Raw genomic sequence first — 13,804 nt, 5'->3', positions numbered from 1 at the left:
TACGTGAGTCTCAGTGAGACGGAACGACAGATCTTGCTTCGCGAGCTGGCGGAAATCACGGTCGACCTGGCTGAACTCCACCAGCGCGCGATCAGCATCACTTCTCGGCTTGATCAGGGCGAGTCCGAGCGTCGAGCTCGTCCAGCCTGACCGCCAGCTTGCCCATGTGCTGACGGATCTCGCGCAACTGCTCGGAGATGATGCGGAACTCTTCGCTGTGCTCGCCGGGAGCGGGGGTGGCCTCGACATCGTCAGGGGTACGGGTGACGAAACTGCCCGACCCCTGACGGGTCTCGATGAGCCCTTCGTCGCGGAGTACGGCCAGGGCGTTGCCGATGGTCATCATGGCCACGCCGTACTGTTCGGACAGCTCGCGCGCCACGGGGAGCTGCTCCCCCACGGCATACCGGCCTGAGGCGATGTCGCGCCGGATGTCTTCGGCAATCCTCAGGTACGGCCGGCGCCGATCAGTAGGTGCCATGACTCCACATTAGAGGTTCTAGATGCCTAGGTCTCTGGGCAACCTGTAACCAATCTCGAAACGATCACGGCGTTCTCGGTTTGTAGAGCTAGATATCTAGGTATCTTGATAACCAGTACAGTCACTCGAAGGAGATCAGCCCCATGCGCACCGTCCCCATCCCCGTCGACACGAACAAGCTCACCATCACCTGCGTGAAGGCCCCACGCCCGCGCGTCCTCAACCGCGACACCGGCGAGATCAAGACCGACAAGAACGGCAACACCGTCTACGAGGTCACCGTCTCGGTGGAGGACGAGTTCGGCCGGATCGAGCTCGTCAAGATCGGTATCACCGGTGAGCCGCCCATCAAGGCCGGTGACCCGGTCAACGCGGTCGGCCTGCTCGGCTACGTCTGGGAGATCGCCGGCAAGTGGGGCATCTCCTACCGCGCCACCGCGCTCCTGCCCTTGCGGGAGGCCGCCGATGTCTGACCAGCACTGGTGGACGCTCGCAGTCCTGGCCGCTACGGCGGCCGGGCTGTGGGCCTGGCGCCGCTGGCACTACCGCTCCTTCTGGCTGACGCTCGGCTACCCGATCACCGCCGTCACCGTCGTGGCCACCTGGCGCAAGGTCGCGCTCGGCTGCGGCTTGACCAAGAAGCGGCAGCGCTTCTGGTTCACCACCGTCCCCGGCCTGGTCGCCTCCACCGGCGTCGTCCGCGTGCGGCGCAAGTGGCAGCGCATCGCCGTGGACACCAAACCGTGGATGTGGCTGCCGATGCCCACCCGGCACGGCTGGCGCGTCACCCTGCACACCCTGGAAGGACAGATCCCCGCCGACTACGCCGACGCCGCCGAACGGCTCGCCCACTCCTGGGGCGTGCACGCCGTCCGCATCACCTCCGACAAACCCGGACGGGTCCGGCTGGCCGCGACCATCCGCGACCCGCTCGTCACGGTCGACGACCTGCCGCCCTCGACCGAACTGCTCAAGGTGACCGTGGGCCGGTTGGAGACCGGCGGGCCGTGGGTGGTCGACTTCCGCACGGTGCCGCACTGGCTGAATGCCGGCGCCACCCAATCCGGCAAGTCCAACCTGGCCAACGCGCTGATTGTCGGCCTCGCGCCGCAACCGGTCGCGCTGGTGGGCTTCGACCTCAAGGGCGGGGTGGAGTTCACCCCGTACGCGCCTCGGCTGTCGGCGCTGGCCACCAGCCGGGCCGAGTGCGGCGGGCTGCTGGATGACCTGGTGGCGCTGATGACGGACCGGATGGGCGTGTGCCGGATGGCCGGCGCGCGCAACATCTGGCAACTGCCGCCCGCTATGCGGCCGGTCCCGGTCGTGGTGCTGGTGGATGAGCTGGCCGAGCTGTATTTGATGGCCGACAAGAGCGAGAAGGACGAGATCGCCAAGACCTCCACCGCGCTCCTGCGCGTCGCCCAGCTCGGGCGGGCGTTCGGCATCTACCTGTTCTGCTGCGGCCAGCGCATCGGCTCCGACCTCGGCCCCGGCGTCACCGCCCTACGCGCCCAATGCTCCGGCCGGATCTGCCACCGGGTCAACGACCCCGAGACCGCGACCATGACGCTCGGCGACCTCGACCCGGCCGCACTCGACTCCGCCCGCACCATCCCGTCCGAGACACCCGGCGTCGCCATCGTGGCCGGCCAGGACGGCCAGTGGTACCGCGCCCGCTCCTTCTACGTCTCCGAAGCCGCGGCCGAACACGCCGCCCGCACCTACGCCGACCGAACTCCGGCCTGGGCCGAGGTGATGGCCACCCAGCCGTACGAGGCCCCCGACTCCCGAACCGCCTGACCCACCAGAAGGGAGGGAAACGCTGATGCGCCGCTTGGCCGCCTGGCTGCTCGACACGGGCCCTGTTCTCGTCCTGGCCCTCATCGCCGGAGCCGGGTCGTTCACCCACATCCGCGACACCGCCACAGAACACGGCCAGCACGGCTGGATGGCCTGGGCCGTAGCCGTCTGCATCGACCTCACCTGCGTCATGGCCGCCCGCGAACGCCAACGCGACAAGCACACAGGCCGCACCCGGCGCGGCCCGCTGTCCTGGCCCGTCCTCGTCCTGACCGGCGGCATCATCCTGTCCCTGGCCGCGAACCTGCAACAGGCCGACCCGACCGTGTGGGGCTGGATTACCGCAGCTACCCCGGCCGCTGCCTTCCTCGTCGCGGTCTCCATGCTGGAGCGCCGCGCTACCGGCACCAGCGAATCGTCCCCGGACGTCTCGCAGACGTCCCCGTCCTGGACGGCGGCGTCCCCGTCCGTCCCCGACCGTCCCCAAGCCGTCCCGCCAGCGGTCCCGGCGGCGGACCGTCCCGCGCTCGTCCCCGCCCACCACGACGACCGCCAGGCCGACCGCCAGGACGACGGACCCGCACCCGACCCGGCGCTACTCGACTACGCCCGCCGCGTCGCCGACGAACACCACGCCGCTCACGGCAAGCCCATCACCCGCGACCAGCTCCGCGCCCGCCTGGGCGTCTCCAATCACCTCGCCGCCGCCCTGCTCCACACCCTGACCACCCGCTGAAAGGAGATCACCATTGACCGACGACCGGACCGCCCTCGTCCACGGCCTTATCCAACTGGCCGCCTTCCTCCAGGCCAACCCCGACGTGCCGGCCCCTCGCGGCGTCACCGTCCACCACTTCATCCCACGCGGCGAGGACGACCAGATGCGCGCCCAGCTCGACCACCTGGCCGCCCTGCTCGGCAGCGACATCGACGCCGAGGGCGGGCATCACTGCGCCTCGCTGTTCTTCGGACCCGTCGAATACCGGGCCGTGGCCATCCTCGCCGACGCCCGCGCCAAGTACGCCGCCCACGACAGCTACCGCGACTGCGTCACACCCGACACCACCGACACCCACTGAGGAGATCCGATCATGCGCATCCGCCTCGAAGGAAACCGCGCCGAGCTCACCCTCGGCCTGACCCACCTGCGCGAGGTCTTCACCGTCACCGCGATGTCGCGGGCCTACCCCGACCGCTCCCGTCCGCGCAGCTACCGCGTCTACGTCCGCATCACCCCGCGAAAGGAGCGCTGAGCATGGACGACACCTTCATGTACTACCGCTGCTGCACCTGTAGCGGCACCGGTCTCACCGACAACGACACCTGCGCCGACTGCTCCGGCACCGGCACCGGCATCGAAACCCACGGCGCCTGAATCGCTGTAGCGCCCCCCGCCTGGCCACACATCCGCCAAGACCTGTGCCAGGCCGGGGGCCATCCCACACCAGATGACTGGAGAGGACGGTCCCATCTTGCCCTGCCTTGCCCACTCCCACGCCGTCGCCGGGATGATCGACCGGCTCAACCAGCCCGACTACGACCGCTGGGCCAACCAGATCAAACGCGCCGGAGGATGCCGACAGCCCATCCACCTACGCGGCAAGGTCGACCACTATGACCAGGCCACCGGCCAACTCCTGCACCGCTACACCACCCGTACCGAACCGGACGGCATCCTGCGCGTGCCGTGCAAGACCCGCCGCGCCTCCCGCTGCCCCGCCTGCGCCGAAACGTACCGGGCCGACACCTACCAACTCGTCCGCGCGGGCCTGGTCGGTGGGAAGGGCGTTCCGGAGACGGTCAGCGCGCACCCGTGCCTGTTCGTCACCCTGACCGCGCCGTCCTTCGGCACCGTGCACACCCGGCGGGAGAAGAACGGCAAGGTCCTGCCCTGCCACGCCCGCCGCGACGCCGAGACCTGCCCGCACGGACAGGTGATGTCCTGCACCGACCGGCACGGCCCCGATGACCCCCGGCTCGGTGAGTCCCTGTGCCCGCACTGTTATGACTACGCGGGCTCGGTTCTGTTCAACGCCATCAGCCCGGAATTGTGGCGGCGCTTCACCGAAGCCCTGCGCCGGCGCTTCGCCAAGCTCTCCGGCCTGACGCTGAAGGCCCTGCGTGAGCAGGCAACGATCTCGTTCGCCAAGGTCGCCGAGTACCAGCGGCGCGGGGTCGTCCACTTCCACGCCGTCGTACGCCTCGACGGACCGGACGGACCGCAGACACCGCCACCGGCCTGGGCCACCGCCGACGCCCTGACCCAAGCCGTACAACACGCGGCCTCAGTCGTGACCGCGGATATCAAGCCGCTGAGCCGTACCTTCCGGTGGGGCACACAGCTCGACGTCCGCCGTATCACCATGACCGGCGACCTCACCGAGCAGGCAGTAGCCGCCTACATCGCCAAGTACGCCACCAAGGCCGCCGAATGCGTCGGCACCCTGGACCGGCGCATCCAACCCCTCGACAACCTCGACGCCCTACCGATCCGTGAACACGCTCGACGCCTGATCGCCGCGTGCATGCGCCTGGGCGCCCTCGACGACCTGGCCGATCTCCGGCTCACTCACTGGGCGCACATGCTCGGATTCCGCGGCCACTTCTCCACTAAAAGCCGCCGCTACTCCACCACCCTCGGAGCCCTCCGCGCCGCCCGCGAAGAACACATGCGCGCCGAGGAGATCACCACAGGTCGCCTGCCCCTCTTCGAGGAAGACACCGTCCTCGTCATCGCCCACTGGCAGTACGCCGGACAAGGCCTCTCCGCCGGAGACCAACTCCTCGCCGCCGCCATCACCGGCACCCCGCTTCCCACAGAGAGAGGCGATGCCCGATGAGCAGGCGTGACGAACTGCTGACCGTCCCGGAGGTCCTCGCCGAACTCGGCGGAGTCTCCCGCCGCACCTTCTACCGCTGGCGCGAACTCGGCCGCGCGCCGGTCTGCATCCAACTACCCAACCTCGAACTTCGCGTCTGGCGGAGCGACCTCATGGCCTGGCTCGACTCTCGACGGGAGGCAGCGTGAACACCACCTACGACGTGAAGCTCGGCGGGATTCAGCACCGCTCCGACCGCGATACTCCCACCTACATCGCTCGCTGGCGGGTGGCCGGCAAGCAGAAGTCCAAGAGCTTCAGGACCAAGGGTTTGGCCAATGCCTTCATGTCCGACCTGCGGCAGGCCGCCAAGGCGGGGGAGGAGTTCGACGTTGCCACCGGTCTGCCGGTGTCAATGCTGGCACCGCAGTCTTCCGGTCCGTCGTTCCTGGAGTTCGCCCAGGCGTACACCCTCCAGCGCTGGAACACCTCGGCGGCCAGGACCCGAGAGACGGACGCGTACGCGCTTCTCAGCCTCATCCCCGCCCTGGTTGCCGACGCGCCGCGCCGTCCCTCCCCGGCAGATCTGCGGGAGGTTCTCCGTATTCACGCGCTGCTTCCGGAGAAGCGGAGGGCTGGCCTGACCACGGTACAAGCCGCGGTTCTGAACTGGCTGGAGCGGGCATCGCTCCCGCTGTCGGCACTGGGGGAGGCGCATGTTCTTCGCGCGGCCCTCGACGCCATCTCGGTCACTTTCGCCGGTGTCCCGGCGGGCGCGAACACAGTGCGACGTAAGCGGGCAGTCCTTCGTCACCTGCTGGAGCACGCGGTTGAGCAGAAGGTGTTCAGCTGCAACCCACTGGACGAGATCAAGTGGACGGTTCCGAAGGCTGTGACGGTTGTTGACCCTCGCACGGTGGTCAATCCGGCCCAAGCGCGACAACTCCTCGACGCCGTCCCGAAGGTGGGCCGCAAGCGAGGTCTACGGCTCAAGGCGCTGTTCGGCTGCATCTACTACGCAGCGCTTCGGCCGGAGGAGGCAGCGGACCTGCGGCTGAGCAACTGCACGCTGCCGGAGGCCGGGTGGGGGCTGATCGTCCTGGAGCGGGCAAGGCCCCAGAGTACGAAGCGATGGACGAACTCAGGTAAGACTCACGAATCCCGGAGCTTGAAGCACCGCGCGGACAAGGAGACGCGAGAGGTTCCGATTCCGCCCGTCCTGGTCGCCATGCTCCGCGAGCACATCGCCGAGTACGGCACTGCGAAAGACGGCCGGATCTTCCGCACCGGCACCGGTGGAACGTACTCCAGCTCGGCGCACTCTTACGTCTGGCAGGAAGCTAGGAAGCTCGCCCTCACTCCCGCCCAGGTGACGTCATCCCTCGCCGCGCGTCCGTATGACCTACGTCATGCGGCGGTGTCGCTCTGGCTGAATGCGGGCGTCCCGGCGCCCGAGGTAGCAAAGCGGGCTGGCCACGGCGTGGACGTCCTGCTCCGGGTTTACGCCAAGTGCATGGACGGCCAGCAAGAGCAGGTCAACGGGAAGATCAATGACGCTCTCGACGAGTAGAGAAACTGTCTTCGGCCCCGGCTGCGGCTGGGGCCTTCCCTCTACGCGTTCCAGCGGTCCTGCTCCAGGCGACACGCGACACGTGGTTGTGATCGCGTCGGATCTCGGAATCTTCCGGCACGCTGGCAAACACTCTGTGAGCTAGGAGGACTATGCACGGTGATCGCTCCTCAGCCGGGGCCCCTCGGCCGCTTCGACGGCCGCCGTACGGCTTGCCCATGCGTAGGCGCACCACGCTCCATGAAGATCCCGGCTCACCCGCCGAGTCGCCGTCGCCCGATGCTCTAGCCAGCCATAGAGACGCGTCCATCTTGGGGAGGAACCCCCATTGGCCTCGGATGTACTCGACTCCAACGCCGCCGGGGGGAGACCTTCACGGCCTCAAGGACCGCTGGCTGAGGCCGGTGCTCATCGCCGGCTTCCTCTCCTGTCTGGCCCTCGGGATGTGGTCCGGTGTGCCCGGAGTGGGGACCGTATCACCAGAGACAGGTGTCGTCCCCACGCCCAATCCCCGTCCCCACACAACCGGCCACACCATGGCGATCACTCCGAGGCCGACTCTTACCTCCACCTCCCGCCCGCGGCCCTCTGCCATGGCGCGGCCAGAGCGTAAGAACGCGATGAAGACCTCGAAGAACAGGGCCACGCCGTCTGGGCGGAGTCACGGACATAGAAACCGGACCGTACGACACACCGAGCAGAACGCGGCAGGCAGGCAGCGCAGCACGAAGAAAGCGAAGCGCGGAGATCACGGCGGACGCATCGGAAAAGGATCATCTCGATCGGTTGCGGCGAAGTGTGACCGGCTCTTCCCGCCATCTGCGCCCAAGTTCCGGGTCCGCAATCGGGTGTGCCACCAAATCTACGGTTAGCGCCCAACCCTGCGAGACACGGCGCCCCTCTAGCATGTGGGTCGCGAAACGGGTTGCCAGTCATTTGAGGATTCGCTGCCACTTGTCGCCGGTCTGATGAATCAGACTGATCGCGGCACCGAATCGGTTGTCGACGGTGATGTGTGCCGAGGGTGGGCTGTTGTCGATGTCCAGGCCACTGGCGTAGGCGTCCCAGTTGGCCAGCTTCCAGGCATCGCGAGGGGCTCCGCGGAGCTCGATGTGCCGGCGCATGGACGCAACGTCGCAGCGCATCCAGATAATCGTCACTTCGACGCTCATGGCTGTGCACTGGTCAGTCAGCCGGTACGTCCAGCGGGGGTCGGTCAGTTCGGCGATGAACGGCGCGGACAGGATGGCCGAGGTGCCCGCCCGCAAGTTCGCGAAGGCGGTCTCCAGCAGGCACCGGTACTCCAGTGGCCGCACTTCACGCAGGTAGAGTTCGGTGTGCCGGTCGTGAGGATCCCCGCCGAGTGAGAGCAGCAGGCGTTCGGCCATGGCGCCGGACAAGGAATCCTTGTCGAGGAGGGCCCATCCGGTGATTTCGGACAGATATCGAGAGAACTCGCTCTTTCCGGACCCGGCATAGCCACCCACAAGGACGAGCGTCGGCGCGGGGGCGTCCCGGCCGTTACGGCCACGCCATGCGTCCAGAACGCGGCCGAGGAGTCCCGCCTGTTCGGCATCTGATACGGCTTGAGCAACCCTCGTAAGGCTTTGCTCGATGACCTTGGCGGCGAGGTCGCTGGTGGCTGGCGGGGGCAGAGCTGATTCGGAATTCTGCACTGCTTCATCTTTGCCGGGTGTGCCTGGCGCGCGGACCGTGATCCCGCGATATCTCCGCCAGTCCGCGATGAGAAGTCGGGCAATGAGGCCAAGATCTAGACTTATCGTGACTAACCGTACATGAGCTATTCCACTTTAATATGAGGAGGTATTACGGGTTCACCTGAGAAGTCCTTTGTGTTTGACTCCTGGCGTGTAGCCACGCCCTCTGGGAGGGGCCATGGGGGAGTTCGTCGGGATCGATCCCCTCGGGGCAGAGAAGCTGATCCGTCAGATGGAGGCCGGGAAGAACGTCCTGGCCAGGGCGCGGCCGGGGCTCGAAGCGGCGATCAGGGAGGCCGGCGATGAGTGGGCCGGCCGCGAGGGCGTTGCAGCCATGCATCGTAGTTGGGCGTTCTTCCACGAGTCGCAGCAGGATCTCAAATGGCGTATCGGGACCATCAAGCGGATCGTGCCGACCCAGCAGAAAGGCATGCTGACCGGCACCTTCCCCTTCACCAGCGGGACTGAGGCCGCGGAGGCGGCCAAGCGGGACGCGAACGCCATCACTGCCGCGCTCGATTACCACGACCAGTTCCTGTCCGGGCCAAGCTGGGCCGGAGTGGAGAAGGCCCTGTCAGCGCTCAAGGGCAGGATCGACGATCCGAACTACTCAGCGGCCCTGCTGACCGCGCTCGGTCCCACAACCTTCCAGAAGTTGCTCCGTGACTGGATGAACACACAGGCCCCAGGGGCTCGTAGAGGACTGACACCGGACGCACTCAACCGCGCCGGTGAGGCCTCGCCTGGACTGCTGACCAGGGCCTTCGCCAGCGCTGAGAGCTCTGGACGGCTCGGGAACGAGTGGCAGAAGATGGTGGAGACAGCACCCTCGGACATCCTCACGTCCCTCGTCGCACTGGCTCCCCAGTCCGGCACCTTCCTCAACCGGGTAGCGACCAACCTGCTGAACCGCCCACCGAACTCCGACTCGTTTCCAACTGATCCCAACTGGAACCTGCACAACCTGGCGAAGGCGTACGAGGCGAATCCAGAGGCGTTCCGGCGCCTGCTGGCCGAGCAGCCGAACGAAGCCGGCGTCATGCTGGACGCCTACACCATCAGGTCGTCAGGCGTCCCTGCGTACGAGGAGGCGTTGGCCAAGGCGCTGCACGGGGCGTTGAAGCCCGGCGCCGGGGCTGACGACATGCGAGAGCGGGCCTGGATCACGGTCATCAACAGCATCGGATCCGAGCACACGTTATGGGTGGGTGGTGGTATCGGCACCTTCGCCGATTCGCCGATCAGCCGGGTTCTGGCCCAGGACATCACGCCCATCCTCGACAAGCTCGCTAGGGGCCAGGCTGAGCGGAACTCGCCAGACGTGCCGTACCTGGAGCCCAGGGCGCCTTGGGACAAGCTCGATCCCACGGTGAGCGCCCGGTTCCTGGGTGCGCTGATGCAGGACTCCGCCGCGGCCGACACGTTGATGAAGGCGGGTCAGAACTACACCTGGGAACTGGACATGGGCCGCTTCCATCCCTTCGACCCAGATCTCTACGGGCGGGCGGCACATGTGAACTTGGCCGCGCGGACGGGGGCGCTGTCGAACCTGCTGCTTTCCGGCTCGACATACGCCGAGTGGAGCGACGACGAGTATGCCGAGCGAATAGCCGGTTACCTCCTCATGCCCGTCGACTTTTTCAACAACAAGTCGATACCCATCGACAGCGCGCTTGTGTCCACTGGTAAGGACAAGGGCCTCGACGACGTCAAGGACGTCATGAAAGGAATGATCACGGACTATCTCGACAAGAAGACGCCCAAGGACGCCGGAGTCGTTGCCAACGCTCTGGTGGAACAGCAGGCGAACTTCCTGGTCAACTCTCTCAAGGAGCACGGGCAGGCCCCGCTCGCCGCAGAAGACAGAGAGTTGATGCGGGAAGCAATCAAAGGACGACTCCTTAGCGCCCTGCTCCAAGCGCTCCAAAGGCGGGGTGGTTGAGCATGCCCGTCAAACATCAACTGCTTCGCGAGGCCGACGAGAAGGAGGCGCTCGCCTCCACCTTCACCAGATACGCGCGTACCTTGGCCGAAGCGTTCGAAGGCATCCCGTCGAAGCCTGGCGACAGCGAGTCCTACTGGAAGGGGCCCGCCTCAGAGCGATATCTCACGCACGCCGTGCGGCTCAGACGCGAGATGAGCGACCTGGAGAACTCGTGCCTGACCACAGCCGAGAACCTCCGTCGCCGCGCGAGGCAACTTCGTGAGGACGCCGCGAAGGTGCCCGACCCCATGTGAGCGCGTTCAGCCGGCGCGAGGATAGCACTCCGTCTTACCGACGATCACCAGGTTGGGAGCCTCAGAGGCTCGTCCGACCAGCACGAAAGTTAGATGAGCTTCCGCATGGTGTGTCACCACGACGCCAAGCTCGTCCTCGGAGACGTCAAGCTCGTCCACTACCTCCCGATAGCCCAACGCCTGAAGCTTGCCTTTCAGTAGCCCGATGCGGCTGATCGGATCCTGGCCGGCCAAATTCGCGAAGTTCCCCTTAGCCGTGAAATACCGCTGGATCTCGCTCGGCTTGCATGAAGTCGTCCGGTCCTGGTTGGCGCGCTCTTCAGTGAGCCCGGTCAGGTCCGTCTTGACCATCGACAGCAGTGCGTTCCCGTCGTTCACGAGCTGCTGTGTCGCTTTCTCAAGCGTCGGCCGCTCTGGCTCTCCCGAACAGGCCGTCAGGGCTGCGAAACATACGAGTAACGCAGCAACTGACCTCGAACTGGCATCAAGGCGCACGACCCGGACCTTATCCCGTCCGGCCCTGCCCGTACATCGATTCGTTGCAGCTATAGCGAGCCGTGATAAAGGTAGGCACACGCAGTCGACACGGTGCCGGTCCCGGTCAGCATGGGGCACAGCCGCGACTTGAAACCGTCGCTCACTTCGGAAAACGCAGCCAAGTTCGTCCGCCCGTATGTCCTTGATCAGATCAACGGCACCTGTACCCAAGTCGGACCTGTGGCGGCTGTGCTCGTACGGTCATCGCACCCACGTCTGCGGCTCAGATGATTGAAAAGGAAGGATGAGCGTCTGGCCCGCCTCGACCGCCTCCCTGACGCTCTTTGCGAGGACCTCACTCGCCGCCAGTGACTGCTGGGTCAGGTACCGCATTCCCTCGGCGTCATCGGTTTGTGCCAGCAGGGCGCGATACCGCTCATTGTCCCCCAGCATCTCCTGCGCGCGGAGCGCGGCGTCGGCTTCCTGGACACGCCGGGCGTACTCTTCGACGATTCCAACGCGCTGCATCGTTGCCCGGACCGAGCGTGACAGCGCCGCCTCCTGAGGAGCCAGGACCGCCTTAAGTTCGGGGGTGAGCACAACACCGCGGCGGGCCTCTAACTGACGCTGTGTCAACAGAGTCTGCGTGAGCAGCAGTCGGGCGATCTCCCAGGTCTCGCGAGGCAGGATGACGTCGTTAGCTACGTCATCCAGCAGCCTCAAGCGTTTGACATGTGAACCATGCACCGTCAGCGCGGCCTTCCGGACGCGCTCCAGGAGCATTCTGGATTTAGGCGTGAGATCGTTTACGACGACGAGTCGGTCATTCAGAGGCCCGAACCGGGGGTCGGGCACGCCTTGCGCGCGGAATTCGGGGATGAATCCATCGATGATGCGGAGTTGTTCCTCCTCAGTCAGGGAGGGATCCAGCACCATGTCGACGGATCGCCGAACGCGGTCGCGGGCTGCCACCAGCCTGCGCGCGGCTAGGTCACGCTCGATCGCCGCACGATTTCGTTCTCGTATGATGCAGATCCCGGCAACAATCGCGCAAGTCAGAACGAGCGTCCCAAGCACGGCGAAGAGGTCGAGATACCGACCGATGTTGACCAGTAAGCCCAGGTAGAGATAGATGCCCAGGAGTGCAAGAAGCATCATCCCCCAACTCGGACGTCTCTTGGCCATAACTTCCCCATCCTGGCGGAAAGCGCTGATTTGAAGGACCGGAGACGAAGAATAGTGTGCGTTATCTCCCCGCGCCAGGCACGAGGCGAACGTACACAGGCAGGTGCGCGCGGCCTGCGAGGCTCGGCGTCATTTGACCGAGGCCCCCTCTAATGCGTATCTCATTATGGCGCTGGGTCTGGGAGATGTGGGTCTGGGCCGCGTCGATGGGCTCGTGGCACTCGGCCCCCGCGCGGCCACTGGGTGCGACGCGTCATACATGACTCTTCAGCCTCAGTCGGATACGTCCTCGTGCCGCTCCCCTCGGTTGTCTGCAGGGGCGCTGACAGTGTGCACGTGTTGGCGCGATCATCTGCAACAACGCCCCAGGCTGCGCTCCACCGGCGGCAGGTGATCGCTAGTGCTGTGACCAGAAAGGTCCACCGGCCTCGGCATCCCCGCTTTCCACCTGGTGTCCCGCTTCCGCCAGGACGATGACGGCCCGCTGCTCTCTCTGCTGGGGAACCAGAACCAGGTCGGCGTGGGAAGTCGAGGCGACGAACACCGGTATCGCCGCCTCTGCCAGCGGCTGGACAATCGCCGCCAACATCCCGGGAATGTCCAGACCATGAGCGGTGGCGTCACCGTAGAAACCGATCCACCGTTCCCCTGAGTCCAGAGGCCGGGCCGCACGGACAACGGTCAGCCCTTCCGGTCCGCGGACAAGCACGACCCAGTCGTCCCCGGGCGACGCCGCATGCGGCAGTTGCTCAATGACGAACGCTGGGGAAACGACGCGCAGGTGTTGAGCCGTAGGCGAGTTCATGGACGGGTGTCTACCAGAGATCCTGCGACCCACGCTTGTTCGGCCAGCGGTACCCGGCGAACGTTTCCGGTCACAGCACTAGGCGGCCTCCCGGGCGGGTGTAGATCCGCTGTTCTGATCTTCTTCGGGCTCGTCCCGGACGGTGATAGCGGGTTACGGGGAACCCGAGTAACCCAGAATCAGGGCCTGACTTGGGGAAACACCATAAAGATCATCCCCCGTATGTCCCCTGATCAAGGTCCTACGGCTGCATACGGGGGCCTTCGGCGGCATAGCAACGGTCTGGAAAGCAAAAGACCTGCGGCCAAGAAACCGCAGGTCAGCGTACGAAAAGCCTGGTGGAGATGAGTGCCCCCGGCAGGATTCGAACCTGCGGCACCCGCTTTAGGAGAGCGGTGCTCTATCCCCTGAGCTACGGAGGCGGACGACGTAAGCCTAGCGAAAGTTCGGCAGTGCGTGTGCCGTCGGGCTGGGGTGAGTTCTAGGGGTGTTGGTTATGGGTGGTGTGAGCTGCGGTAAAGCCATGACAAGTGATCACCTTCCGGTGTGTGTCCGGTGGGTACCGTCGGCGCCGTGGATGCGAGGCGACGTACACAGGTGCGCAGGCGGCCCGTCGTGCTGTTTGCGGCGTTGCTGGCGCCGGCGATCTTCGCTGGCGGGCTGATGGCGGGAGAGGCGGGCCGGTACGAGGGCTCGAAGGTGCGGCTGGAC

Annotated in this window: 15 protein-coding genes and 1 tRNA gene; 10 read left to right on the top strand and 6 right to left on the bottom strand. The window is 66.0% G+C overall.

The genetic code is table 11. The features are described 5' to 3' along the window. Positions 1-97 precede the first annotated feature (97 nt). A complete protein-coding gene (locus tag ACIBQX_RS35070; protein WP_397012207.1) occupies positions 98-481 on the bottom strand; it encodes a GntR family transcriptional regulator in 384 nt (127 codons plus the stop codon). A 143-nt stretch (positions 482-624) separates the two neighbouring features. Here ACIBQX_RS35070 and ACIBQX_RS35065 point away from each other — a divergent pair, with 143 nt between their 5' ends. From ACIBQX_RS35065 to ACIBQX_RS35030, 8 genes are all read left to right on the top strand, one after another. Beyond that, complete coding sequence (locus ACIBQX_RS35065; protein WP_364233279.1) at positions 625-954, top strand: hypothetical protein; 330 nt, start codon at positions 625-627, stop codon at positions 952-954. Continuing rightward, entirely contained in the window at positions 947-2,281 is a 1,335-nt protein-coding gene (locus ACIBQX_RS35060) for an FtsK/SpoIIIE domain-containing protein (RefSeq protein WP_397012205.1), read from the top strand. Before ACIBQX_RS35065 ends, ACIBQX_RS35060 begins: the two co-directional genes overlap by 8 nt. Before the next feature lie 25 nt (positions 2,282-2,306). Then, positions 2,307-3,017, top strand: coding sequence for a DUF2637 domain-containing protein (locus tag ACIBQX_RS35055; RefSeq protein ID WP_397012203.1), 711 nt, complete (start codon positions 2,307-2,309; stop codon positions 3,015-3,017). Positions 3,018-3,030: 13 nt separating this feature from the next. Next, complete coding sequence (locus tag ACIBQX_RS35050) at positions 3,031-3,360, top strand: hypothetical protein (RefSeq protein ID WP_397012201.1); 330 nt, start codon at positions 3,031-3,033, stop codon at positions 3,358-3,360. Between the two features lie 12 nt (positions 3,361-3,372). Then, entirely contained in the window at positions 3,373-3,534 is a 162-nt protein-coding gene (locus ACIBQX_RS35045) for a hypothetical protein (RefSeq protein ID WP_397012199.1), read from the top strand. A gap of 255 nt (positions 3,535-3,789) precedes the next feature. Next, entirely contained in the window at positions 3,790-5,121 is a 1,332-nt protein-coding gene (locus tag ACIBQX_RS35040; RefSeq protein WP_397012252.1) for a replication initiator, read from the top strand. Beyond that, positions 5,118-5,309 (top strand): helix-turn-helix domain-containing protein, encoded by a 192-nt coding sequence (locus tag ACIBQX_RS35035; RefSeq protein WP_357690089.1) that lies wholly within the window; start codon positions 5,118-5,120, stop codon positions 5,307-5,309. Before ACIBQX_RS35040 ends, ACIBQX_RS35035 begins: the two co-directional genes overlap by 4 nt. Further along, complete coding sequence (locus ACIBQX_RS35030) at positions 5,306-6,670, top strand: tyrosine-type recombinase/integrase (protein WP_397012197.1); 1,365 nt, start codon at positions 5,306-5,308, stop codon at positions 6,668-6,670. The genes ACIBQX_RS35035 and ACIBQX_RS35030 overlap by 4 nt, the downstream gene beginning before the upstream one ends. 932 nt (positions 6,671-7,602) lie before the next feature. On the opposite strand, the gene ACIBQX_RS35025 is transcribed toward ACIBQX_RS35030, so the two are convergent. Further along, positions 7,603-8,346 (bottom strand): AAA family ATPase, encoded by a 744-nt coding sequence (locus ACIBQX_RS35025; RefSeq protein ID WP_397012195.1) that lies wholly within the window; start codon positions 8,344-8,346, stop codon positions 7,603-7,605. 220 nt (positions 8,347-8,566) lie between these two features. Here ACIBQX_RS35025 and ACIBQX_RS35020 point away from each other — a divergent pair, with 220 nt between their 5' ends. Then, positions 8,567-10,330 (top strand): hypothetical protein, encoded by a 1,764-nt coding sequence (locus ACIBQX_RS35020; protein WP_397012193.1) that lies wholly within the window; start codon positions 8,567-8,569, stop codon positions 10,328-10,330. 2 nt (positions 10,331-10,332) lie between these two features. Then, entirely contained in the window at positions 10,333-10,626 is a 294-nt protein-coding gene (locus tag ACIBQX_RS35015; RefSeq protein ID WP_397012191.1) for a hypothetical protein, read from the top strand. A 6-nt stretch (positions 10,627-10,632) separates the two neighbouring features. On the opposite strand, the gene ACIBQX_RS35010 is transcribed toward ACIBQX_RS35015, so the two are convergent. From ACIBQX_RS35010 to ACIBQX_RS34995, 4 genes are all read right to left on the bottom strand, one after another. Beyond that, a complete protein-coding gene (locus ACIBQX_RS35010; RefSeq protein ID WP_397012189.1) occupies positions 10,633-11,004 on the bottom strand; it encodes a hypothetical protein in 372 nt (123 codons plus the stop codon). Positions 11,005-11,364: 360 nt separating this feature from the next. Beyond that, a complete protein-coding gene (locus tag ACIBQX_RS35005; protein ID WP_397012187.1) occupies positions 11,365-12,288 on the bottom strand; it encodes a hypothetical protein in 924 nt (307 codons plus the stop codon). 397 nt (positions 12,289-12,685) lie between these two features. Next, the gene (locus tag ACIBQX_RS35000) at positions 12,686-13,093 is read right to left on the bottom strand and encodes an ACT domain-containing protein (RefSeq protein ID WP_397012185.1); all 408 of its coding nucleotides are present in this window, start codon (positions 13,091-13,093) and stop codon (positions 12,686-12,688) included. Positions 13,094-13,442: 349 nt separating this feature from the next. Beyond that, positions 13,443-13,515 (bottom strand) — tRNA-Arg (locus tag ACIBQX_RS34995). Positions 13,516-13,804 lie beyond the last annotated feature (289 nt).

The organism is Nonomuraea sp. NPDC049714, from assembly GCF_044465295.1.
GTDB lineage: Bacteria > Actinomycetota > Actinomycetes > Streptosporangiales > Streptosporangiaceae > Nonomuraea.
The sequence above is the reverse complement of the archived record's forward strand: the minus strand, read 5'-3'. Positions and strand labels throughout refer to the sequence as shown.

What these genes read in the sequence shown, in the direction of transcription:
- ACIBQX_RS35045 (WP_397012199.1), top strand. Translation starts at nt 3,373, where the DNA reads ATGCGCATCCGCCTCGAAGGAAACCGCGCCGAGCTCACCCTCGGCCTG.
- ACIBQX_RS35060 (WP_397012205.1), top strand. Translation starts at nt 947, where the DNA reads ATGTCTGACCAGCACTGGTGGACGCTCGCAGTCCTGGCCGCTACGGCG.
- ACIBQX_RS35035 (WP_357690089.1), top strand. Translation starts at nt 5,118, where the DNA reads ATGAGCAGGCGTGACGAACTGCTGACCGTCCCGGAGGTCCTCGCCGAA.
- ACIBQX_RS35000 (WP_397012185.1), bottom strand. Translation starts at nt 13,093, where the DNA reads ATGAACTCGCCTACGGCTCAACACCTGCGCGTCGTTTCCCCAGCGTTC.
- ACIBQX_RS35040 (WP_397012252.1), top strand. Translation starts at nt 3,790, where the DNA reads ATGATCGACCGGCTCAACCAGCCCGACTACGACCGCTGGGCCAACCAG.
- ACIBQX_RS35015 (WP_397012191.1), top strand. Translation starts at nt 10,333, where the DNA reads ATGCCCGTCAAACATCAACTGCTTCGCGAGGCCGACGAGAAGGAGGCG.
- ACIBQX_RS35065 (WP_364233279.1), top strand. Translation starts at nt 625, where the DNA reads ATGCGCACCGTCCCCATCCCCGTCGACACGAACAAGCTCACCATCACC.
- ACIBQX_RS35020 (WP_397012193.1), top strand. Translation starts at nt 8,567, where the DNA reads ATGGGGGAGTTCGTCGGGATCGATCCCCTCGGGGCAGAGAAGCTGATC.
- ACIBQX_RS35055 (WP_397012203.1), top strand. Translation starts at nt 2,307, where the DNA reads ATGCGCCGCTTGGCCGCCTGGCTGCTCGACACGGGCCCTGTTCTCGTC.
- ACIBQX_RS35005 (WP_397012187.1), bottom strand. Translation starts at nt 12,288, where the DNA reads ATGGCCAAGAGACGTCCGAGTTGGGGGATGATGCTTCTTGCACTCCTG.
- ACIBQX_RS35070 (WP_397012207.1), bottom strand. Translation starts at nt 481, where the DNA reads ATGGCACCTACTGATCGGCGCCGGCCGTACCTGAGGATTGCCGAAGAC.